Source organism: Saccharothrix texasensis, from assembly GCF_003752005.1.
Classification (GTDB): Bacteria; Actinomycetota; Actinomycetes; order Mycobacteriales; family Pseudonocardiaceae; genus Actinosynnema; species Actinosynnema texasense.
This window is the reverse complement of the sequence record NZ_RJKM01000001.1, coordinates 5,900,054-5,920,643: the sequence shown is the minus strand read 5'-3', so window position 1 is coordinate 5,920,643 and position 20,590 is coordinate 5,900,054. Positions and strand designations below refer to the sequence as shown.

The 20,590-nt window shown below is 68.2% G+C and carries 33 protein-coding genes; 4 read left to right on the top strand and 29 right to left on the bottom strand.

Annotation, left to right across the window (positions count from 1 at the left end; genetic code table 11):
- Positions 1-26: 26 nt before the first annotated feature.
- The 28 genes from EDD40_RS26185 to rpsL form a co-directional block, all read right to left on the bottom strand.
- Positions 27-578 carry an adenylate kinase gene (locus EDD40_RS26185; RefSeq protein ID WP_123745283.1) on the bottom strand — a complete coding sequence of 184 codons (552 nt, stop codon included), beginning with the start codon at positions 576-578 and terminating at the stop codon, positions 27-29.
- Entirely contained in the window at positions 578-1,888 is a 1,311-nt protein-coding gene (gene secY / locus EDD40_RS26180) for a preprotein translocase subunit SecY (RefSeq protein ID WP_123748288.1), read from the bottom strand. The genes EDD40_RS26185 and secY overlap by 1 nt, the downstream gene beginning before the upstream one ends.
- A gap of 252 nt (positions 1,889-2,140) precedes the next feature.
- Positions 2,141-2,737 carry a LysE family translocator gene (locus EDD40_RS26175; protein WP_123745282.1) on the bottom strand — a complete coding sequence of 199 codons (597 nt, stop codon included), beginning with the start codon at positions 2,735-2,737 and terminating at the stop codon, positions 2,141-2,143.
- A 191-nt stretch (positions 2,738-2,928) separates the two neighbouring features.
- Positions 2,929-3,372 carry a 50S ribosomal protein L15 gene (gene rplO, locus EDD40_RS26170; RefSeq protein WP_123745281.1) on the bottom strand — a complete coding sequence of 148 codons (444 nt, stop codon included), beginning with the start codon at positions 3,370-3,372 and terminating at the stop codon, positions 2,929-2,931.
- Complete coding sequence (gene rpmD / locus EDD40_RS26165) at positions 3,369-3,554, bottom strand: 50S ribosomal protein L30 (protein ID WP_053715223.1); 186 nt, start codon at positions 3,552-3,554, stop codon at positions 3,369-3,371. The genes rplO and rpmD overlap by 4 nt, the downstream gene beginning before the upstream one ends.
- A 2-nt stretch (positions 3,555-3,556) precedes the next feature.
- The gene (gene rpsE / locus EDD40_RS26160) at positions 3,557-4,162 is read right to left on the bottom strand and encodes a 30S ribosomal protein S5 (RefSeq protein ID WP_037329520.1); all 606 of its coding nucleotides are present in this window, start codon (positions 4,160-4,162) and stop codon (positions 3,557-3,559) included.
- Between the two features lie 49 nt (positions 4,163-4,211).
- On the bottom strand, positions 4,212-4,625 hold the full coding sequence (rplR, locus tag EDD40_RS26155; protein WP_123745280.1) for a 50S ribosomal protein L18: 414 nt from the start codon (positions 4,623-4,625) through the stop codon (positions 4,212-4,214).
- Position 4,626: 1 nt separating this feature from the next.
- Positions 4,627-5,166 carry a 50S ribosomal protein L6 gene (rplF, locus tag EDD40_RS26150; protein ID WP_123745279.1) on the bottom strand — a complete coding sequence of 180 codons (540 nt, stop codon included), beginning with the start codon at positions 5,164-5,166 and terminating at the stop codon, positions 4,627-4,629.
- Between the two features lie 17 nt (positions 5,167-5,183).
- Positions 5,184-5,582, bottom strand: a complete 399-nt coding sequence (gene rpsH / locus EDD40_RS26145; protein ID WP_033428586.1) for a 30S ribosomal protein S8 — start codon at positions 5,580-5,582, stop codon at positions 5,184-5,186.
- 127 nt (positions 5,583-5,709) lie between these two features.
- Entirely contained in the window at positions 5,710-5,895 is a 186-nt protein-coding gene (locus EDD40_RS26140) for a type Z 30S ribosomal protein S14 (protein ID WP_033436724.1), read from the bottom strand.
- 2 nt (positions 5,896-5,897) lie between these two features.
- Positions 5,898-6,461 carry a 50S ribosomal protein L5 gene (rplE, locus tag EDD40_RS26135; RefSeq protein ID WP_123745278.1) on the bottom strand — a complete coding sequence of 188 codons (564 nt, stop codon included), beginning with the start codon at positions 6,459-6,461 and terminating at the stop codon, positions 5,898-5,900.
- On the bottom strand, positions 6,461-6,775 hold the full coding sequence (gene rplX, locus EDD40_RS26130) for a 50S ribosomal protein L24 (RefSeq protein WP_123745277.1): 315 nt from the start codon (positions 6,773-6,775) through the stop codon (positions 6,461-6,463). Before rplX ends, rplE begins: the two co-directional genes overlap by 1 nt.
- A gap of 2 nt (positions 6,776-6,777) precedes the next feature.
- Positions 6,778-7,146 carry a 50S ribosomal protein L14 gene (gene rplN / locus EDD40_RS26125; RefSeq protein ID WP_033436721.1) on the bottom strand — a complete coding sequence of 123 codons (369 nt, stop codon included), beginning with the start codon at positions 7,144-7,146 and terminating at the stop codon, positions 6,778-6,780.
- Between the two features lie 67 nt (positions 7,147-7,213).
- Complete coding sequence (gene rpsQ, locus EDD40_RS26120) at positions 7,214-7,495, bottom strand: 30S ribosomal protein S17 (protein ID WP_123745276.1); 282 nt, start codon at positions 7,493-7,495, stop codon at positions 7,214-7,216.
- The gene (gene rpmC, locus EDD40_RS26115; protein WP_033428581.1) at positions 7,492-7,740 is read right to left on the bottom strand and encodes a 50S ribosomal protein L29; all 249 of its coding nucleotides are present in this window, start codon (positions 7,738-7,740) and stop codon (positions 7,492-7,494) included. The genes rpsQ and rpmC overlap by 4 nt, the downstream gene beginning before the upstream one ends.
- Positions 7,740-8,159 carry a 50S ribosomal protein L16 gene (rplP, locus tag EDD40_RS26110; protein ID WP_123745275.1) on the bottom strand — a complete coding sequence of 140 codons (420 nt, stop codon included), beginning with the start codon at positions 8,157-8,159 and terminating at the stop codon, positions 7,740-7,742. Before rplP ends, rpmC begins: the two co-directional genes overlap by 1 nt.
- Before the next feature lie 3 nt (positions 8,160-8,162).
- A complete protein-coding gene (gene rpsC / locus EDD40_RS26105; RefSeq protein ID WP_123745274.1) occupies positions 8,163-8,981 on the bottom strand; it encodes a 30S ribosomal protein S3 in 819 nt (272 codons plus the stop codon).
- Positions 8,981-9,397 carry a 50S ribosomal protein L22 gene (gene rplV / locus EDD40_RS26100; RefSeq protein ID WP_053715232.1) on the bottom strand — a complete coding sequence of 139 codons (417 nt, stop codon included), beginning with the start codon at positions 9,395-9,397 and terminating at the stop codon, positions 8,981-8,983. Before rplV ends, rpsC begins: the two co-directional genes overlap by 1 nt.
- 35 nt (positions 9,398-9,432) lie before the next feature.
- Positions 9,433-9,714 (bottom strand): 30S ribosomal protein S19, encoded by a 282-nt coding sequence (gene rpsS / locus EDD40_RS26095; RefSeq protein WP_033436717.1) that lies wholly within the window; start codon positions 9,712-9,714, stop codon positions 9,433-9,435.
- Between the two features lie 18 nt (positions 9,715-9,732).
- Positions 9,733-10,569, bottom strand: a complete 837-nt coding sequence (gene rplB / locus EDD40_RS26090) for a 50S ribosomal protein L2 (protein WP_073885917.1) — start codon at positions 10,567-10,569, stop codon at positions 9,733-9,735.
- Positions 10,570-10,591: 22 nt separating this feature from the next.
- Complete coding sequence (gene rplW / locus EDD40_RS26085; protein ID WP_123745273.1) at positions 10,592-10,891, bottom strand: 50S ribosomal protein L23; 300 nt, start codon at positions 10,889-10,891, stop codon at positions 10,592-10,594.
- Positions 10,888-11,580, bottom strand: a complete 693-nt coding sequence (gene rplD / locus EDD40_RS26080) for a 50S ribosomal protein L4 (RefSeq protein ID WP_123745272.1) — start codon at positions 11,578-11,580, stop codon at positions 10,888-10,890. The genes rplW and rplD overlap by 4 nt, the downstream gene beginning before the upstream one ends.
- A 2-nt stretch (positions 11,581-11,582) precedes the next feature.
- Positions 11,583-12,233: a 50S ribosomal protein L3 gene (rplC, locus tag EDD40_RS26075; protein ID WP_123745271.1), complete on the bottom strand. Its 651-nt coding sequence runs from the start codon at positions 12,231-12,233 to the stop codon at positions 11,583-11,585.
- 52 nt (positions 12,234-12,285) lie between these two features.
- Positions 12,286-12,591 carry a 30S ribosomal protein S10 gene (gene rpsJ / locus EDD40_RS26070; RefSeq protein WP_003938093.1) on the bottom strand — a complete coding sequence of 102 codons (306 nt, stop codon included), beginning with the start codon at positions 12,589-12,591 and terminating at the stop codon, positions 12,286-12,288.
- 327 nt (positions 12,592-12,918) lie between these two features.
- Positions 12,919-14,112, bottom strand: coding sequence for an elongation factor Tu (tuf, locus tag EDD40_RS26065; protein WP_123745270.1), 1,194 nt, complete (start codon positions 14,110-14,112; stop codon positions 12,919-12,921).
- Positions 14,113-14,251: 139 nt separating this feature from the next.
- On the bottom strand, positions 14,252-16,354 hold the full coding sequence (gene fusA / locus EDD40_RS26060; RefSeq protein ID WP_123745269.1) for an elongation factor G: 2,103 nt from the start codon (positions 16,352-16,354) through the stop codon (positions 14,252-14,254).
- 92 nt (positions 16,355-16,446) lie between these two features.
- Complete coding sequence (gene rpsG / locus EDD40_RS26055) at positions 16,447-16,917, bottom strand: 30S ribosomal protein S7 (protein ID WP_053715239.1); 471 nt, start codon at positions 16,915-16,917, stop codon at positions 16,447-16,449.
- Positions 16,917-17,291, bottom strand: coding sequence for a 30S ribosomal protein S12 (gene rpsL, locus EDD40_RS26050; protein WP_030473471.1), 375 nt, complete (start codon positions 17,289-17,291; stop codon positions 16,917-16,919). The genes rpsG and rpsL overlap by 1 nt, the downstream gene beginning before the upstream one ends.
- A 534-nt stretch (positions 17,292-17,825) precedes the next feature.
- Here rpsL and EDD40_RS26045 point away from each other — a divergent pair.
- The 4 genes from EDD40_RS26045 to EDD40_RS26030 all read left to right on the top strand — a co-directional run bounded on the left by EDD40_RS26045 (position 17,826) and on the right by EDD40_RS26030 (position 19,998).
- On the top strand, positions 17,826-18,695 hold the full coding sequence (locus tag EDD40_RS26045) for a phosphotransferase (RefSeq protein ID WP_123748287.1): 870 nt from the start codon (positions 17,826-17,828) through the stop codon (positions 18,693-18,695).
- Between the two features lie 38 nt (positions 18,696-18,733).
- The gene (locus tag EDD40_RS26040) at positions 18,734-19,027 is read left to right on the top strand and encodes a TFIIB-type zinc ribbon-containing protein (protein WP_123745268.1); all 294 of its coding nucleotides are present in this window, start codon (positions 18,734-18,736) and stop codon (positions 19,025-19,027) included.
- 96 nt (positions 19,028-19,123) lie between these two features.
- Positions 19,124-19,564, top strand: coding sequence for a hypothetical protein (locus tag EDD40_RS26035; protein WP_123745267.1), 441 nt, complete (start codon positions 19,124-19,126; stop codon positions 19,562-19,564).
- Between the two features lie 158 nt (positions 19,565-19,722).
- Entirely contained in the window at positions 19,723-19,998 is a 276-nt protein-coding gene (locus EDD40_RS26030; protein ID WP_123745266.1) for a hypothetical protein, read from the top strand.
- A 37-nt stretch (positions 19,999-20,035) separates the two neighbouring features.
- On the opposite strand, the gene EDD40_RS26025 is transcribed toward EDD40_RS26030, so the two are convergent.
- Positions 20,036-20,524, bottom strand: coding sequence for a DUF4352 domain-containing protein (locus tag EDD40_RS26025; protein ID WP_148088914.1), 489 nt, complete (start codon positions 20,522-20,524; stop codon positions 20,036-20,038).
- Positions 20,525-20,590: the final 66 nt, after the last annotated feature.

Sequence of the window (20,590 nt, the reverse complement as noted above, 5' to 3'; positions counted from 1 at the left end):
ACGCAGCGCATCGACAAGTCCACCGCTCACTTCAGGTCGCGCAAGGCGCGCAGAGCGCGCTCGCTGATCTCGTCGACCTCGCCGACGGCGTCGATGCTCACGACGATGTCGGCGTAGTAGTCGAGCAGCGGCGCGGTCTCCGTCCGGTACACCTGCTGGCGGTGCCGGATCACGTCTTCCTTGTCGTCCGTGCGACCCCGGGCGAGCAGGCGCTCGACCACGACGTCCTCGTCGATCCGGAACTCCAGCACCGCGTCGAGCTTCTGGCCCTCAGCCGCCAGCATCTCGCCCAGCACGCCCGCCTGGGCCGTGTTGCGCGGGAAGCCGTCGAGCAGGAACCCGTTGGCGGCGTCCGGCTGCGAGAGCCGGACGCGCACCATCTCGTTGGTCACCTCGTCCGGCACCAACTCGCCCGAGTCCAGGTACTCCTGGACTTCCTTGCCCAGATCGGTCTGCTCGCTGATGTGGGCGCGGAACAGGTCCCCGGTGGAGATGTGCGGCACGCCGAGCTCGCGGCTGAGCGTTTTGGCCTGGGTGCCCTTGCCCGCACCGGGCGGGCCGACGAGAACGAGTCGCACTAGCGGAGGAACCCTTCGTAGTTGCGCTGCATGAGCTGGCTCTCGATCTGCTTCACGGTGTCGAGGCCGACACCGACCATGATCAGCACCGCCGTGCCGCCGAACGGGAAGTTCTGGTTCTGGCCCTGACCGGTGAGGTCGAGGAACAGGTTCGGCAGGATGGCGACGATGCCCAGGTAGAGCGAGCCCGGCAGCGTGATCCGCCCCAACACGAAGCGGAGGTACTCGGCGGTGGGACGGCCCGGCCGGATGCCCGGGATGAACCCACCGAACTTCTTCATCTCGTCCGCGCGCTCGTCCGGGTTGAACGTGATGCCGACGTAGAAGTACGTGAAGAAGACGATCAGGAGGAAGTAGAGCGCGATGTGCACCGGGCTGGACTGGCTCACCAGGTGCGTCGCGACGAAGCTCTCCCACCAGTTCGGCGCCCCGCCGTCGGTGGACGCGGTCAGGCGCGAGATCAGGTCGGGCAGGTACAGCAGCGACGAGGCGAAGATGACCGGGATGACACCGGCCTGGTTCACCTTGAGCGGCAGGTAGGTCGACGTGCCGCCGTACATCCGGCGGCCGATCATCCGCTTCGCGTACTGGACCGGGATGCGGCGCTGCGCCTGCTCCACGTAGATGACGCTGGCGATGATCAGCAGTGCCGCGACGCAGACCAGGAAGAACGTGAGGCCACCGCGGTCGAGGATGATCTTGCCCTCGATCGGGATGCGCGCCGCGATGCCGGTGAAGATCAGCAGCGACATGCCGTTGCCGATCCCCTTCTCGGTGATGATCTCACCGAGCCACATGATCACGCTGGTGCCCGCGGTCATCACGACCACCAGGACGGCCAGGTTGAAGATGCTGTCGTCGGGGATGACGGGCACGTCGCAGTTCTGGAACAGCTGCCCGCGCACGGCCAGGGCGATGATGCCCGTGGACTGCAGGACCGCCAGCGCGATGGTCAGGTAGCGGGTGTACTGGGTCAGCTTGCCCTGACCCGCCTGCCCTTCCTTCTTCAGCTGCTCGAACCGCGGAATCACCACGGTGAGCAGCTGGACGATGATGCTCGCCGTGATGTACGGCATGATGCCGAGTGCGAAGATCGACAAGTTCAGCAGCGCGCCACCGCTGAACAGGTTGATCAGGGAGTAGATCCCCTGCTGGTCGACCGACTCGACACACTGTTTGACGTTCTTGAAGGAGACGCCCGGCGCGGGCATGGTGGCGCCCAACCGGTACACCACGACGATCCCCAGTGTGAAAAGGATCTTCTTGCGTAGGTCCGGCGTCGCGAGAGCCGAGCGGAATGCGCCGAGCACGCGAACCTCCATCAGCGTTGCCGCCCCACTGGGGTCGGCATCCTGCGGTGCCGGCTGTGTTGCCGGCACAGTCTTGCGGACATGCCGTCGACCATCGCCGACGGTGGCGGAAGCGACGGATAGCCGCGACCACCCGGAGGGCATCCGGGTTCAGCCCGCGACTTTAACAGCCGCTTGGCCGATCGCCGTAGTCAGTCTTCCCTCACACTTCGTACCCGATCGACTACCGCTGCCGGCAAGCCCCCGAATGGATCAAGTTCGACTGGTCGCCAGCAGACCGGCCATGCCGAGCAGGACCGCCGCCGTGCCCTTGTCCAGCCGGGCCTTGGCGCGCCGGGTCAGCCCGGCCTTGCGGATGCCCGCGCCCAGCGCCACGTACGCCGTGCCCGCCAGCGCCTCCGCGGCCAGGTAGACCGCGCCGAGGGTGGCGAGCTGCACCGGGATGGGCCCGCGCGCCGGGTCGACGAACTGCGGCACGAACGCGGTGAAGATCAGCAGGGCCTTGGGGTTGGTGATCGCCACCAGGAACTCCTTGCGCAGCGGAGTGCCCTTCCTGGCTGGGGTTTCGGCGCTCTCCCGGCTCGTCAGGATGCGCACGGCCAGGTAGACGAGGTACGCCACACCGGCCCACTTGATCACGGTGAGCGCGGTGTGGCTGGCGGCCAGGACGGGCCCCAGCCCGGCGACCACCGCGCCGACCATCAGGGAGAAGGCCGCAAGACGGCCCAGGAGCGCCACCACGGCCCGCAACGGGCCGTGGTGGACCCCGTGGTGCATGCCCAGGAGGTTGTTGGCGCCGGGGGTCAGTGCGACCAGGACCGAGGCGCCGAAGAAGACCGCGAGCCACATGGGTGCACGCTAACCCGGCCGACAACCGGGTTTACGCCCTGCGCGAACACCGTCTCATCAGCCCGGGAGCACCTCTCCCGCCCCGCGGGACACCCCGCGCGAACGCCGGCAACCGTCAAAAACCCGGGCACGCGAACGGCCCCGGAGCGGGAGGCTCCGGGGCCGTTCGGCAGTGCGTCGTGCGTCGTGCGTCAGAGCACGGTGGTGGTGCCACCGGCGGCGGCGATCTTCTCGACCGCGCTGCCGGAGAACTTGTTCGCCACGACGTCGAGCTTGACGCCGTCCAGGTCACCGTTGCCGAGGACCTTCACGAGCTCGTTCTTGCGCACCAGGCCCGCGTTGATGAGGGCGTCCACGTCCACCCGGCCACCGTTCGGGAACAGGCGGGCGAGGTCGCCCACGTTCACGACCTGGTACTCCGTGCGGAACGGGTTGCGGAAGCCCTTCAGCTTGGGCAGGCGCATGTGCAGCGGCATCTGGCCACCCTCGAAGCGCGGGGAAACGTTCTTCCGCGCTCCGGTGCCCTTCGTGCCGCGGCCCGCCGTCTTGCCCTTGGAGCCCTCACCACGACCGACACGGGTCTTCGCGGTCTTGGCGCCGGGGGCCGGACGCAGGTCATGGATCTTGATGGTCACGACTGGACCTCCTCGACGACCACCAGGTGGCGCACGGTGTGGATCAAACCGCGCACCTGCGGCGTGTCCTCGCGGACCACCGACTGGCGGATCTTGCGCAGACCGAGGGTCCGGAGGGACTCGCGGTGGTTGCGCTTGGTACCGATGCTGCTCTTGACCTGCGTCACCTTGAGCTCAGCCATGGTCACACCGCCCCTGCACGGGCACGGAGCATGCCGGCGGGAGCCACATCCTCGAGCGGCAGACCGCGACGGGCGGCCACCTCCTCGGGACGCTGGAGGCCCTTCAGGGCCGCCACCGTGGCGTGCACGATGTTGATGGCGTTGTCCGAGCCCAGCGACTTGCTCAGCACGTCGTGGACGCCGGCGCACTCCAGCACCGCGCGGACCGCGCCACCGGCGATGACACCGGTACCGGCCGAGGCCGGGCGCAGCAGCACCACACCGGCCGCCTTCTCGCCCTGGATCGGGTGAGGGATCGTGCCCGCGATGCGGGGGACGCGGAAGAAGTTCTTCTTCGCCTCCTCGACACCCTTGGCGATGGCCGCCGGCACTTCCTTGGCCTTGCCGTAGCCGACACCGACCATGCCGTCGCCGTCGCCGACCACGACCAGCGCGGTGAAGCTGAAGCGACGACCACCCTTCACGACCTTGGAGACGCGGTTGATCGCAACCACGCGCTCCAGGTGCGGGGTCTTCTCCTGGGCCGCTCCGCCGCGGCCACCGTCACGACGGTCGCGGCGCTCTCCGCGCTCGCCCCCGCCGCCTTCGCGACGCGTGCGTCCTGGCATCAGGCGTCCCTCTCAATTCGGTTCATTTGCCCAAAGTTAAGGCTCATTGTCAGAACTCCAGCCCAGCCTCGCGAGCGGCATCGGCCAGAGCGGCGATCCGACCGTGGTAGGCGTTGCCGCCGCGGTCGAAGACCACCTTGCTGATCCCGGCGTCCTTGGCACGGGCGGCGGCCAGCTGGCCGACCTTCGCCGCACGGGCCTTCTTGTCGCCGTCGATCGACCGGACGTCCGCCTCGACGGAGGACGCCGCCGCCAGGGTGCGGCCGGCCAGGTCGTCGATGATCTGCACGGTGATGTGCTTCGACGACCGGTGCACGACCAGGCGCGGGCGCTCCGCCGTGCCGCTGACCTTCTTGCGGAGACGGAAGTGACGGCGCGTCTTGGCGATGCGGCGAGTGGTCGAGATGTCCTTGCCCACCGGCTTCCGCCCCGAAGGAACGGACTTCGTTGCAGTCTCGCTCATGTCACTTACCCGTCTTTCCGACCTTGCGGCGGATCTTCTCACCCGAGTAGCGCACGCCCTTGCCCTTGTACGGGTCGGGCTTGCGCAGCTTGCGGATGTTGGCGGCGACCTCGCCGACGAGCTGCTTGTCGATACCGGCCACGGAGAAGCGGGTCGGGGTCTCCACCGCGAAGGTGATGCCCTCGGGGGCCTCGACCTTCACCGGGTGGCTGTAGCCCAGCGCGAACTCCAGGTCGGAACCCTTCAGCGCCACGCGGTAACCGACGCCGTGGATTTCCATCTTCTTCTCGTAGCCCTGCGTGACGCCGACGACCATGTTCTGCACCAAGGTGCGCGACAGGCCGTGCAGCGAGCGGCTGCGACGCTCGTCGTTCGGGCGCTTCACCTCGAGGGTGCCGTCTTCGGCCTTCTCGATGATGATCGGCTCAGCGATGTTGAGCGACAAGGTGCCCTTGGGCCCCTTCACGCTCACAGCCTGGCCGTCGATGTTCACGTCGACCCCGGAGGGGACGGTGATCGGCAGTTTTCCGATGCGCGACATTGCCTAGTCCCCCTTCCTCACCAGACGTAGGCGAGGACTTCTCCGCCCACGCCCGACTTGTTGGCCTGGCGGTCGGTCATCAGACCGCCAGAGGTCGAAATGATCGCGACGCCCAGACCGCCCAGCACCTTCGGCAGGTTGGTCGACTTCGCGTACACGCGCAGGCCCGGCTTCGACACGCGGCGGAGGCCGGCGATGCTGCGCTCCCGGTTCGGGCCGTACTTCAGCTCGATCACCAGGTTCTTGGCCACGTCGCCCTGCTCATCGCGGTAGCTCGCGATGTAACCCTCGCGCTTGAGGATCTCGGCGATGTTGGCCTTCAACTTCGAGTGCGGCATCACGACCTTGTCGTGGTAAGCCGAGTTCGCGTTCCGCAGACGCGTCAACATGTCTGCGATCGGGTCGGTCATCGTCATGGTGACCTGGTCAACCTTTCTCGCTGCGGTTCCCCAGCCAGGGTCCGAGCCGGCCTTGCGGCCGGCTGGTCGTGGACGGGCCTACAGCGAAGTGATGAGACTGGAAAAACCTGCCGCCGAGCCGGACTTACCAGCTGGACTTGTTCACACCGGGCAGCTCGCCCCGGTGCGCCATCTCGCGGAGGCAGATCCGGCACAGGCCGAACTTGCGGAACACCGAGTGCGGGCGACCGCAACGCTGGCAGCGGGTGTAACCCCGCACCTTGAACTTCGGCTTGGCCGCGGCCTTGTTGATCAGCGCCTTCTTGGCCATGATCAGTTCTCCTTGAACGGGAAGCCCAGGAGCTTCAGCAGCGCCCGGCCCTCTTCGTCGTTGGTCGCGGTCGTCACCACGGTGATGTCCATACCGCGGGGGCGGTCGATGGCGTCCGGGTCGATCTCGTGGAACATCGACTGCTCGTTGAGACCGAACGTGTAGTTCCCGTTGCCGTCGAACTGCTTGCCCGACAGACCGCGGAAGTCGCGGATACGCGGCAGCGCGATCGTCAGCAGGCGGTCCAGGAACTCCCACATGCGGTCGCCGCGCAGCGTGACGCGCGCGCCGATCGGCATGCCCTCGCGCAGCTTGAACTGCGCGATGGACTTGCGGGCCCGACGGACCTCGGGACGCTGACCGGTGATGATCGAGAGGTCCTTGACGGCGCCCTCGATCAGCTTGCCGTCACGGGCGGCGTCGCCGACACCCATGTTGACGACGACCTTCACCACGCCCGGGATCTGCATGACGTTCGCGTACTCGAACTGCTCGCGCAGCGAGGCGACGATCTCCTCGCGGTAGCGGACCTTGAGCCGCGGCAGGGTCTTCTCAACGGTGGTCATCAGATGTCCTTCCCGTTACGACGGGAAATGCGGACCCGCTTGCCCTCGTCGTTCGTCCGGTAGCCCACACGGGTCGGCTTGCCGTCCGCGTCGACCACCATCACGTTGGACACGTGGATGGAGGCCTCTTGCGTCACGATGCCGCCCGACTGCGCGCCGCGCTCGGTCTGCGAGATCCGGGTGTGCTTCTTGATGCGGTTGACGCCCTCGACCAAGACGCGGTTCTCAGCGGGGTAGGCCATGATGACCTTGCCGCGAGCACCCTTGTCCTTGCCGGCGATAACGACGACCGTGTCGCCCTTCTTCACCTTCATGGTCAGAGCACCTCCGGCGCCAACGAGATGATCTTCATGAACTTCTTGTCGCGCAGCTCACGACCGACCGGGCCGAAGATGCGGGTGCCCCGCGGCTCGTTGTCGTTCTTGATGAGCACCGCGGCGTTCTCGTCGAACCGGATGTAGGAGCCGTCGGGACGACGCTTCTCCTTCACGGTCCGGACGATGACCGCCTTGACGACGTCGCCCTTCTTGACGCCGGCACCCGGGATGGCCTGCTTCACCGTCGCGACGATGATGTCCCCGATGCCCGCGTAGCGGCGGCCCGAGCCACCGAGAACACGGATGCAGAGGATTTCCTTCGCACCGGTGTTGTCGGCGACGCGCAGCCGCGACTCCTGTTGGATCACTTACCTGCTCCTTGACCATTCCTGGCCCGCCAGATTTCCGACCTGACGGGCTCGGTCGTACGACTGGCTACTTGGCCTTCTCGAGGACCTGCACGAGGCGCCAGCGCTTGGTGGCGGACAGCGGCCGCGTCTCCATCAGCAGCACGCGGTCACCCACGCCGGCGGTGTTCTCCTCGTCGTGCGCCTTCACCTTGGTGGTGGAGCGCATGACCTTGGAGTACCGGCGGTGCTTCTTGCGGTCCTCGACCGCCACCACGATCGTCTTGTCCATCTTGTCGGACACGACGTAGCCCTCGCGGACCTTGCGGTCGTTGCGAACCTCGGTGGTCACTTCGTTGTTCTCGCTCATGCCGCACCCTCACCAGTGGAAACCGCGTCGGGAGAGGCCGACAGGCCCAGCTCCCGTTCCCGCATCACGGTGTAGATCCGGGCGATCTCGTGCCGGACCGTGCGCAGGCGGCGGTTGTTGTCGAGCTGCCCGGTGGCCATCTGGAAGCGGAGGTTGAACAGCTCCTCCTTCGCCTCCCTCAGGCGCAGCACGAGCTCTTCCTCGGTGAGCTCACGCAGCTCGGAAGCGGTGGTACCCGCTGCCATCAGAACTCACCACCCTCACGCGTAACGATGCGGCACTTCATCGGGAGCTTGTGGATCGCGCGGCGCAGTGCCTCGCGGGCCACAGCCTCGTTCGGGAAGCTCATCTCGAAGAGCACCCGACCCGGCTTGATGTTGGCCACCCACCACTCCGGCGAACCCTTACCGGAACCCATGCGGGTCTCGGCGGGCTTCTTGGTCAGCGGGCGGTCCGGGAAGATGTTGATCCAGACCTTGCCACCGCGGCGGATGTGCCGGGTGATCGCGATACGAGCCGACTCGATCTGCCGGTTGGTCACGTAGGCGGGCTCCAGAGCCTGGATGCCGAACTCGCCGAAGGTGACCCTCGTGCCGCCCTTGGCAGCACCGGACCGTCCGGGGTGGTGCTGCTTGCGGTGCTTAACCCTGCGCGGGATGAGCACGACTCAGCCCTCCGTCTTCTCATCGGTCGGCGCGGCGGCCTGGTCGCCCGCAGCGGCCCGGCCGGCCTCGGTGCTCGTCGCGGTGGTGCCGCTGGCGCCGGAACGACGCGCCCGGTTCGGGCGGTCGGCGCGGTCGCGGCGCGGGGCGCGGTCGGCCGCCGGAGCGGCGTCACGCTCACGCTTGGCGCTGATGCCACCGACGATGTCGCCCTTGTAGATCCACACCTTCACGCCGATCCGGCCGAACGTGGTGCGGGCCTCGAAGAAGCCGTAGTCGATGTCGGCGCGCAGCGTGTGCAGCGGGACCCGGCCATCGCGGTAGTGCTCGGAGCGGGACATCTCGGCGCCGCCGAGACGGCCGCCGCACTGCACGCGGATGCCCTTCACCTGGGGCGAGCGCATGGCCGACTGGATGGCCTTGCGCATCGCGCGGCGGAACGCCACGCGGTTGGACAGCTGCTCGGCCACACCCTGTGCGACGAGCTGCGCGTCCGACTCCGGGCTCTTCACCTCGAGGATGTTGAGCTGCACCTGCTTCTTGGTGAGCTTCTCCAGCTCACCGCGGATGCGGTCGGCCTCGGCGCCGCGGCGGCCGATGACGATGCCCGGCCGGGCGGTGTGGATGTCGACGCGGACCCGGTCCCGGGTGCGCTCGATCTCCACCTTCGAGATGCCGGCCCGCTCCATGCCCTTGGAGAGCAGCTTGCGGATCTTGACATCCTCGGCCACGTACTCCGCGTACTGCTTGTCGGCGTACCAGCGGGACTTCCAGTCCGTGGTGATACCAAGTCGGAAGCCGTGCGGGTTGATTTTCTGGCCCACTACCGAGCCCCCTTCCTGTCAGCGCCGGCCTTCGCGCTGGTCTTCTTCGGACGGCTCTCCACCTCGACGGTGATGTGGCTCGTCCGCTTGCGGATCCGGTAGGCGCGGCCCTGGGCGCGCGGGCGGAACCGCTTGAGGGTCGGGCCCTCGTCCACGTAGACCTTCGACACCCACAGGGTGTCGGGGTCGAGGGACAGGTTGTTCTCGGCGTTGGCCACGGCGCTCTGCAGCACCTTGCGGACCGGCTCAGATGCCGCCTGCGGCGCGAACTGGAGCACGGCCAGGGCCTCGCTGGCGCTACGACCCCTGATGAGCTCGACGACGCGACGCACCTTCATGGGCGTGTCACGGACGTAGCGAGCCCGAGCCACGGCGCGCGGGAACTCCGGCGCTTCGGCTTCGTTACGGGCGTTCATCGCTGCTTCCCCTTGCTCTTCCTCTAGTTCGTCGCCTAGCGACGGCGCGACTTCCGGTCGTCCTTGATGTGGCCCTTGAACGTGCGGGTCGGGGCGAACTCGCCGAGCTTGTGCCCGACCATCGCCTCCGAGACGAACACCGGCACGTGCTTGCGGCCGTCGTGCACCGCGATCGTGTGGCCCAACATGTCGGGGATGATCGTCGACCGGCGGGACCAGGTCTTGATGACGGTCTTCTTGCCCGACTCGTTGAGGACGTCCACCTTCTTGAGCAGGTGGTCGTCCACGAAGGGGCCCTTCTTAAGGCTGCGAGGCATCCTTCACTCCCTCCCTGCTCAGCGCTTCTTACCGGTGCGACGACGCCGGACGATGAGCTTGTCGCTTGGCTTGTTGCGGCGGCGCGTGCGGCCCTCGGGCTTACCGGCCGGGTTCACCGGGTGGCGACCACCGGAGGTCTTGCCCTCACCACCACCGTGCGGGTGGTCGACCGGGTTCATGGCGACACCGCGGACGGTGGGCTTCTTGCCCTTCCACCGCATGCGGCCGGCCTTGCCCCAGTTGATGTTCTGGTGCTCGGCGTTGCCGACCTCGCCGACCGTGGCGCGGCACCGGACGTCCACGTTGCGGATTTCGCCCGAGGGCATCCGCAGCTGGGCGTAGGGGCCGTCCTTGGCGACGAGCTGAACGCTGGCGCCGGCGGACCGGGCGATCTTCGCGCCGCCGCCGGGGCGGAGCTCGATCGCGTGGATCACCGTGCCGACCGGGATGTTGCGCAGCGGCAGGTTGTTGCCCGGCTTGATGTCAGCCTTCGGGCCGTTCTCCACCATGTCGCCCTGCTGCAACTTCGACGGGGCGATGATGTAGCGCTTCTCGCCGTCGAGGTAGTGCAGCAGCGCGATGCGCGCGGTGCGGTTGGGGTCGTACTCGATGTGAGCGACCTTGGCCGGCACGCCGTCCTTGTCGGTGCGGCGGAAGTCGATGAGGCGGTACGCCCGCTTGTGGCCGCCGCCCTTGTGCCGCGTCGTGATCTTGCCCGACGCGTTGCGGCCACCACGGCCGTGCAGCGGGCGGACCAGCGACTTCTCCGGCGTCGTCCGAGTGATCTCGGCGAAGTCGGAGACGCTCGCACCGCGACGACCGGGGGTCGTCGGCTTGTACTTGCGAATGCCCATCTCTACGCAGTCCTCGTCGTCATCAGGCGGCCGGGCCGCCGAAGATCTCGATCGGCTTGCTCTCGGCGGACAGCGTCACGATGGCGCGCTTGGTGTCCTTGCGCTTGCCAAAACCGGTCCGGGTCCGCTTGCGCTTGCCCTGGCGGTTGAGCGTGTTGACGCTGACGACCTTGACGCCGAAGACCTTCTCCACGGCAATCTTGATCTGGGTCTTGTTCGAGCCGGGAGCCACCACGAAGGTGTACTTGTTCTCCTCGAGCAGCCCGTAGGACTTCTCGGAGATGACCGGCGCGAGCAGGATGTCCCGGTGGTCGGGGATCACTTCGCGGCCTCCTCGTCGACCTCGGACGACTCGGCGGTGGCCTCGGCGGAGCCCTGCCCGTGCTGGGCCTTGCTCGCCAGGAACACGTCGAGCGCGTCCTTGGTGAACACCACGTCGTCGTTGACCAGCACGTCGTAGGTGTTGAGCTGGTCCGGCGCGATGATGTGCACGTGCGGCAGGTTGCGCAGGCTGACCCACGAAACCTCGTCGGTGCGCAGCAGCACGGCCAGCACGCGACGGGCCTCGGTCACCGACTCCAGCACCTTGCGGGCCGACTTGGTCGACGGCGTGTCGCCCTCGACGAAGCTCGTCACCACGTGCACCTGCTCGGCGCGCGCCCGGTCGGAGAGGGCGCCGCGCAGGGCAGCGGCCTTCATCTTCTTGGGGGTGCGCTGGCTGTAGTCACGCGGCTGGGGGCCGTGGACGACGCCACCACCGGCGAACTGCGGGGCGCGGGTCGAGCCCTGACGGGCGCGGCCGGTGCCCTTCTGCCGGTACGGCTTCTTGCCACCGCCGCGGACGTCGCCGCGAGTCTTGGTCGAGTGCGTGCCCTGGCGGGCCGCGGCCAGCTGGGCCACGACGACCTGGTGCAGCAGGGCCACGTTCGCCTGCGCGTCGAAGATCGCGGCGGGCAGCTCGACGGAGCCGTCGGCCTTGCCCTCCGGGGTGCGGATCTCAACGGAAGTCATGATCAGGCACCACCCTTCGCAGCGGTCTTGATGAACACGGTGCCGCCCTTGGGACCGGGCACGGCGCCCTTGATGAGCAGGAGGCCGGATTCGGCGTCCACGCGGTGCACCTTGAGGTTCTGGGTGGTCACCCGCACGTGGCCCATCCGGCCCGCCATCCGCAGGCCCTTGAACACGCGGCCGGGCGTGGCGCAGCCGCCGATGGAACCCGGCGAGCGGTGCTTGCGCTGCGTGCCGTGGCTCGCGCCGAGGCCCTTGAACCCGTGGCGCTTCATGACACCCGCGGTGCCCTTGCCCTTGCTGGTGCCGACCACGTCGACCACCACGCCGGCCTCGAAGACCTCGGCGGTGATTTCCTGGCCGACCGTGTACTCGGACGCATCCGTGGTGCGCAGCTCCGCCAGGTGGCGGCGGGGCGTGACGCCCGCCTTGGCGTAGTGGCCCGCGACGGGCTTGTTGACCTTGCGCGGGTCGATCGCGCCGAAGGCCAGCTGCACGGCCGAGTAGCCGTCGATTTCCTGGGTCCGAACCTGGGTGACCACGTTCGGCTCGGCCTTGACGACGGTCACCGGAACGATCCGGTTGTTCTCGTCGAAGACCTGAGTCATGCCGAGCTTGGTGCCCAGGAGGCCCTTAACCTGCCTGTCAGACATGGGTCTCGTTACTCTCCGCCCCAAATGGGATCAACACTGCCGCGTCCAACGCTTACTGGATGTTGACGTCGACGCTCGCCGGCAGGTCGATGCGCATGAGCGCGTCCACCGTCTTCGGCGTCGGGTCGAGGATGTCGATCAGACGCTTGTGCGTGCGCATCTCGAAGTGCTCGCGCGAGTCCTTGTACTTGTGCGGCGAGCGGATGACGCAGTAAACGTTCTTCTCAGTGGGCAGCGGCACAGGCCCGACGACCCGAGCGCCGGTGCGCGTCACGGTCTCGACGATCTTGCGCGCGGACGCGTCGATCGCCTCGTGGTCGTAGGCCTTGAGCCGGATGCGGATCTTCTGTCCCGCCATGATGGCTTGCCGTTCCTCTGCTTCTAGTACCGCTGCGGTGCGGGCACCTTGCACGAGGTCACGGGACCTCCGGCGCGCTCCGCCCCCTATTCAGGATTGACACCGAGCGGTGTCACGGTGCCCGGTCCACGCGGTCGGGCGTGTCGCGCCCCAACGCACAGACCGGTCCCACTGATGAAACCTGTGGGATTGTCTTGCTCGATCAAACCCCACTCGTGACGGGGCGGCCGAGTCCAGAACTCGAACCGGCCGCCCCGACGAGCAACCCGTCAATGGTCGCACACGAGGGTGCGCAGACCAAATCGGGGGGTGAGAACTAGAGCCAGGTCACTTGATGATCTTGGTGACCGAGCCCGCGCCGACGGTGCGGCCACCCTCGCGGATGGCGAACCGCAGGCCCTCGTCCATGGCGATCGGCTGGATCAGCTTCACGGCCATCGACGTGGTGTCGCCCGGCATGACCATCTCGGTGCCCTCGGGGAGGGTCACGACGCCGGTCACGTCGGTGGTGCGGAAGTAGAACTGCGGGCGGTAGTTGTTGAAGAACGGCGTGTGCCGGCCACCCTCGTCCTTCGACAGGATGTAGACCTGCGCGTCGAACTCGGTGTGCGGGGTGGTGGTGCCCGGCTTCACGATGACCATGCCGCGCTCCACCTCCTCGCGCTTGATGCCGCGCAGCAGCAGCGCCGCGTTGTCGCCCGCGCGACCCTCGTCGAGGAACTTCTTGAACATCTCGATCGAGGTGACCGTCGTCTTCTTCGAGGTCTCCTTGATGCCGACGATCTCGACCTCTTCGTTGACCTTGATGATGCCGCGCTCGATGCGGCCGGTCACCACGGTGCCACGACCGGTGATGGTGAACACGTCCTCGACCGGCATCAGGAACGGCCGGTCGACCTCGCGCTCGGGCTCCGGGATGTTCTCGTCCACGGCGTCCATCAGGCCGATGAGCTTCTCGCCCCACTCGGCGTCGCCCTCCAGCGCCTTCAGCGCGGAGACGCGGACGACCGGCAGGTCGTCACCGGGGAACTCGTACTCGGAGAGCAGCTCGCGGACCTCGAGCTCGACGAGCTCCAGGATCTCCTCGTCGTCCACCATGTCGGCCTTGTTCAGGGCCACCACGATGTAGGGCACACCGACCTGGCGGGCCAGGAGCACGTGCTCCTTGGTCTGCGGCATCGGGCCGTCGGTCGCCGCGACCACCAGGATGGCGCCGTCCATCTGCGCCGCACCGGTGATCATGTTCTTGATGTAGTCGGCGTGACCGGGGCAGTCGACGTGCGCGTAGTGGCGCTTGTCGGTCTGGTACTCGATGTGCGCGATCGAGATGGTGATGCCGCGCTGCTTCTCCTCCGGCGCCTTGTCGATCTGGTCGAACGGCGTGAAGGGGTTCAGGTCCGGGTACTTGTCGTGCAGGACCTTCGAAATCGCAGCGGTCAGCGTCGTCTTACCGTGGTCGATGTGACCAATGGTGCCGATGTTGACGTGCGGCTTCGTCCGCTCGAACTTCGCCTTCGCCACTGGAATGTCCTCCTGGACTTCTATTGCTTAGCCCGGCGGGCGGATCGCTGCCCGCCGGGCGTCACGTCAGGGTCGGTTGTGCGGACCCCGGGGCATCCCCCCGGAGAGCCCGCGTGGTGCTGCGGTGCTCCGGTTGGGGTTACTCGCCCGTCGCCTTCGCGATGATCTCCTTCGCGACGTTCGCGGGAACCTCGGCGTAGGAGTCAAAGGTCATCGAGTAGTTCGCGCGACCCTGGGTCCTGGACCGCAGGTCGCCGACATACCCGAACATCTCCGACAGCGGGACCAGCGCCTTCACGACACGGGCACCACTGCGCTCTTCCATGGCCTGGATCTGACCACGGCGGGAGTTCAAGTCGCCGATCACGTCGCCCATGTAGTCCTCGGGCGTGGTGACCTCGACGGCCATCAGCGGTTCGAGGATGGCCGGGCTCGCCTGGCGGGCGGCTTCCTTGAGCGCCATGGAGCCGGCGATCTTGAACGCCATCTCCGACGAGTCGACCTCGTGGTAAGCGCCGTCGGTCAGCGTCAGCTTGACGCCGACCAGCGGGTAGCCCGCCAGCACGCCGTACTGCATCGCGTCCTGGGCGCCCGCGTCCACGGACGGGATGTACTCCCGCGGGATGCGACCGCCGGTGACCGCGTTGACGAACTCGTAGAGAGCGCCGTCCTCGGTCTTCTCCAGCGGCTCCAGGTCGATGAGGACCTTCGCGAACTGGCCCGAACCACCGGTCTGCTTCTTGTGGGTGTAGGAGTACTTCTCCACCTTGCGGCGGATCGTCTCCCGGTACGCCACCTGCGGCTTGCCGATGTTCGCCTCGACCTTGAACTCGCGGCGCATGCGGTCCACCAGGATGTCCAGGTGGAGCTCGCCCATGCCGGCGATGATCGTCTGGCCGGTCTCCTGGTCGAGGTTGACCCGGAACGTCGGGTCCTCCTCGGCCAGCTTCTGGATCGCGGTGCCCAGCTTCTCCTGGTCGGCCTTCGTCTTCGGCTCGATCGCCACCTGGATGACCGGCTCGGGGAAGGTCATGGACTCCAGCACGATGGGCGACTGCGGGTCGCAGAGCGTCTCACCGGTGGTGGTGTCCTTGAGCCCGATCACGGCGTAGATGTGACCGGCGATGGCCTCGTCGACCGGGTTCTCCTTGTTGGCGTGCATCTGGAAGATCTTCCCGATGCGCTCCTTGCGGTCCTTGGTCGAGTTGATGACCTGGGTGCCCGCCGCGACCTTGCCCGAGTAGACCCGGATGTAGGTCAGCTTGCCGAAGAACGGGTGCGCCGCGATCTTGAACGCCAGCGCGGCGAACGGCTCGTCCGTGGACGGCTTGCGGAAGGCCGGCGTCTCGCCGTCCTGCAGCGTGCCCTCGACGGGGGGGAGGTCCAGCGGCGCGGGCAGGTAGTCGATCACCGCGTCGAGCATGGGCTGGACGCCCTTGTTCTTGAACGCCGAACCGCACAGCACCGGGTAGGCGGAGCGGTTCTTGACGATCGCGCGGATGCCCGTCTTGATCTGCTCGACGGTGAACTCCTCGCCGCCGAGGTAGGCCTCCATGAGGGCGTCGTCGGTCTCGGCGACGGCCTCGACGAGCGCCTCGCGGTACTCGGCGGCCTTGTCGGCGAGGTCGGCCGGGATCTCCTCGACCGTGTAGTCCTCACCCTTCTGGACCTCGCCGCGCCAGGTCAGCGCACGCATCTCGACCAGGTCGACGACGCCGATGAAGTCGCTCTCCGACCCGATCGGGATCTGGATCGGCAGCGGCTTGGCGCCCAGGCGGTCCTGGATGGTCTTCACGGTGAAGTAGAAGTCCGCGCCGAGCTTGTCCATCTTGTTGACGAAGCAGATGCGCGGGACGTCGTACTTGGTCGCCTGGCGCCAGACCTGCTCGGACTGGGGCTCGACGCCTTCCTTGCCGTCGAACACGGCAACGGCACCGTCGAGGACGCGGAGGTTGCGCTCCACCTCGACGGTGAAGTCGACGTGGCCCGGCGTGTCGATGATGTTGATCTGGTGGTTCTTCCAGAAGCACGTCGTCGCGGCCGACGTGATCGTGATGCCGCGCTCCTGCTCCTGCTCCATCCAGTCCATCACGGCGGCGCCGTCGTGGACCTCGCCGATCTTGTAGCTGATCCCGGTGTAGAACAGGATCCGCTCGGTCGTCGTGGTCTTGCCCGCGTCGATGTGGGCCATGATCCCGATGTTGCGGACCTTGGCCAGGTCGGTGAGCACGTCCTGTGCCACGGGTGTCTTCCCCTGTCTTGAGCTAGCTGGTAGCAGGCTCACTAGGGCTGGGAGAGCCCCACCGGTCCTCGGGGGACCGGCGGGGCGTCACATCACCAGCGGTAGTGGGCGAAGGCCTTGTTGGACTCGGCCATCTTGTGCGTGTCCTCGCGGCGCTTGACGCTCGCGCCCAGGCCGTTGCTCGCGTCGAGCAGCTCGTTCATCAGGCGCTCGATCATGGTCTTCTCGCGGCGCTGCCGGGAGAAGGTGATCAGCCAGCGCAGCGCGAGCGTGGTCGAGCGGCCCGGCTTCACCTCGACCGGCACCTGGTAGGTGGCGCCACCGACGCGGCGGGACTTCACCTCGAGCGCGGGCTTGACGTTGTCCAGGGCGCGCTTGAGGGTGACGACCGGGTCGGTGCCCGTCTTGTCGCGGGCGCCTTCGAGGGCGCCGTACACGATCCGCTCGGCCACGGAGCGCTTGCCGTCGACCAGCACCTTGTTGATGAGCTGGGTCACCAGCGGAGAGCTGTAGACCGGGTCGGAGATCAGCGGCCGCTTCGGGGCCGGTCCCTTGCGGGGCATCAGCTCTTCTCCTTCTTCGCGCCGTACCGGCTGCGAGCCTGCTTGCGGTTCTTCACGCCCTGCGTGTCGAGCGAACCGCGAATGATCTTGTAGCGGACACCGGGGAGGTCCTTCACACGACCGCCGCGCACGAGCACCATCGAGTGCTCCTGCAGGTTGTGGCCCTCACCGGGGATGTAAGCCGTGACCTCGATACCGCTCGTCAGCTTCACGCGGGCGACCTTGCGCAGCGCCGAGTTCGGCTTCTTGGGCGTGGTCGTGTAGACGCGGGTGCACACACCGCGCCGCTGCGGGCTGCCCTTGAGCGCCGCGGTCTTCTGCTTGGCGACCTTGTCCTGCCGGCCCTTGCGGACCAGCTGCTGGATCGTTGGCATACGCCGGCTGCTTCTTCCCTTTACGTGCCCGCCGCGTGGGCGACGAGCCCTGTTTACTTGGTCCCTCTCTGCACCCGAGGTCGGGCGTGTCGCCGCTCTCGGCGGTGCCGAGACTGCAACACAGCGCCCCAGGTCCGCAGGCGACATCCCAGGATGCCCCTACGCGTGGAGGTCACCGCGGCCGGCTTTCCAGCACCACTGGCGCGTAGGCACGCGGAGCGGCCCGACATGGGTCGGGCACGAGTACCAAAGATACCCCGCCTGGTTCCCACGGGTCAAAACGGATGCGCTCCCGCACCTGCCCGATCCGACGTGCGCCGCACGCGGACCGTTCGCAGGGGTGTTCTCGTGACGGTCCTCGCACCGCTCGCCCGACGGGGCCGACGTCGGAGTCGAGCGGCGACTCACCCGCAATCAGAACACGATCCGGGGAACGCCGCAGGTCGACGTGATCGCCGTTTCACTCGATCGAGTGAACCCGTGGTGGTGGCGGGCGTGACCCGGGCCTCGCCGGCGGCCGGTCACACTGGGCGGGTGAACTCCGATCTCATCGCGGGCATGGCCGCGCTGGTGGCCGCCGACGCCTCGCCCGAGGTGCTCGCGGTGCGCGGCGACGTCGTGGTGGTCCGGGTCTCGGACGTGGTGCTCAAGGCGCACGAGCCGGGCACGGACCTGGACGTGCTCACCGCGCGGCTCCGGCTGGCCGCCGACCCCCGCGTGGGCGAGCTCCTGCTCGCGCCCCGGTCGGCGCCCGCCGTGGTGCTCGGACGGGTCGTCACGGCCTGGCCGATGGGCACCCCGGTGCCGCAGGGCGAGCCCGAGGACCTGCCCATGGAGGCGGCCGGGCGGATGCTGGCCGCGCTGCACCGGTTCACCGCCGCCGACTTCGCGCCGCCCGTGCCCCTGGCCGGCGCCCGGCCCCGGATGGAACGGGCGGTGCGCGACCTGACGCTCGACACGCCCGCGGCCGACCTGGTGCGGCGGGCGTTCGCGACGTTGCCGGCGTTCGACGACGGCGGCGTCACGCTCATCCACGGCGACTGGCACCTCGGCCAGCTGGTGTGGCGGGACGGCTACCGGTTGATCGACGTGGACGACCTCGGCGTCGGCGACCCGGCGTGGGACCTGGCCCGGCCGGCCGCGCTGCACGCGGCGGGCGTGCTCGACGCCGAGGCGTGGGGACGGCTGCTCGGGTCGTACCTCGACGCGGGCGGCACCGGCGTGCCGCGCGACGACCCGTGGTCGGTGCTGGAGCCGCCCGCGCGCGCCCTGGTCGTGCAGATGGCGGCCCGTGCCCTCTCCGCTGCGCAGCGCGACGGAACGGAGTTGAACGACGCCCAGGAAGCGCTGATCGAGACCTGCGCCCGGATCGTGTCGGCACACGAACCCATTCGGCGCGGCTAATATCGGGATCATCGCGTCAAGAGCAGGAGGCTCACACGATGCAGTGTCCCAAGTGTCATGCGAACATGCGCACCTTCGACCGCATGGGCGTGCACATCGAGCAGTGTGATGGCTGCCGCGGGGTCTTCCTCGACTACGGCGAGCTGGAGGCCATCACCCGGCTCGAGCAGCAGATGGCTCCCCCGCCGCCGCCGCCGCCCGTCGCGCCGCAGCCCCAGGTCCACTACGTGCAGCAGCCGGTGCAGCCGGGCTGGGGCGCCGCGCCGGGTTACGGCGGCCACTACGGGCACCGGAAGCACCGCGGCCTGGGCGGGCTGTTCTTCTCGTCCTGATCTTCGTGGTGGTGGCCCCGCGCCGGTGGTGCGGGGCCACCGTTGTCACTACCGGGAAACTGGGCGATAATCGGTAGTGACCCGGGGAGGCCCGTCATGTCCGTCGCCACCGAGGCCGCGCAGATCCGCGACCTGTTCGACCAGATCGAGGAGATCGAAGAGGTCGCGTCGAGCTTGTCGGAGGACGACGAGCGGCGGCGCAAGCTGCACGGCGTGGTGGCGAAGGCTCTGCGCAAGGCGCCGCCGGTGCGGCCGGTCGTGGCGGGCGAGCTGCTGGAGCTGACCGAGAAGACGGTCAAGGCGTGGGCGCGCGAGGGCGTGCTCGCCATCCACAGCCAGGAGCCCCGGATGTTGTTGGACGCCGTGCGGCTGCACCAGGTGCTGCACGTCGTGTCGGACCTGAGGCGGGCGGGCAAGAGCCGCGCGCTGCTGGACGAGGTGCACCGGCGGTTGAGCGACGCGGCGCTGCTCGACCGCGACGACCTCGCCACCAGCCTGGCCCAGCTGCACCGCGGCGAAGGACGCGTGGTTCGCTGATCACCGTCGTCGAAACGCCGGTCGCGGCCGGCCAGTCCGCCGGCCTGCGCGGCGCGGCCAGGGTCGCCTACGACAGGTTCCTGGACGAGCTGGCCCACAGCGGCTGCCTGGCGCTCGGGTACCGCGTCACGGGCCCCGAACCACTGCCGCGCCTGTGCGTGAAGCACCTGCGCGGGACCGACCGGGTGGTCGTCGCCTTCCCGTCCCCGCGCACCGCCTGGGTCCTGCTGGTCGGCCCGCACGACGACGACCCCGGCCGCGACCTCTACGAGACGCTGTACGAGCTGGCCGGCGTCCGCCCGAAGCTCACCGAGAAGCGCACCAAGCCGCCGTGCTGCGCGGACGCCACTCCCCCGGTCGCCGACGCGGACCTGGTCGACGACCTGGTCGCCCGCGCCCGCTCCCTGGCCAAATCCCGCCGCCGCCCCACCTGACCGGGTCACGAGTCGGACCTCCGCGGCGCTGACGCGGCTACCGCGCGTTCACCCACGCGATCCGGTCCGAGCCGAACCGGGAAGTCGGGTCGAGGAGCACCACGTACTGGCCAGGAGGTTTCCCCTGCCCGGCGTCGAAGCACACGTCGGCGGTCATCTTGCCGCCCGGAGCCAGTTCGCCCGACCGCAGGAGGTTGTCGCTCCCGGTGAACGTGTTCGACAGGATCGCGCCGTTCGGGCTCTGCGACTTCCAGTCGAAGCCGCCGTTGAAGGGGGCGGGTCGGCCGGACTGGTTGTCGTAGGTCACCGCCGTGCACAACGTCGGACCCAGGGTGTCGTCGCCGTCGACCAGGCCGGTAGTCGTTATTCGCAGCCCTTCGGCGTCCACCGTCTCACCGGCCTGGGCCACGGCGTCCTTGGCCGTCGCTCCGGGGAAGGCGGGTCGAGCGCCTGGTTCCCGGGTGCCGGAGACCGGATCAGCGGGGGACGCGACTTTCGGCGCGTCGCCGTCTCCGCCGGTGCTCACGGCGATGATCACCACGAGCGCGGATCACTTCACACTGGATATCGGTCGAGCGTGGGCAGCCGGCGT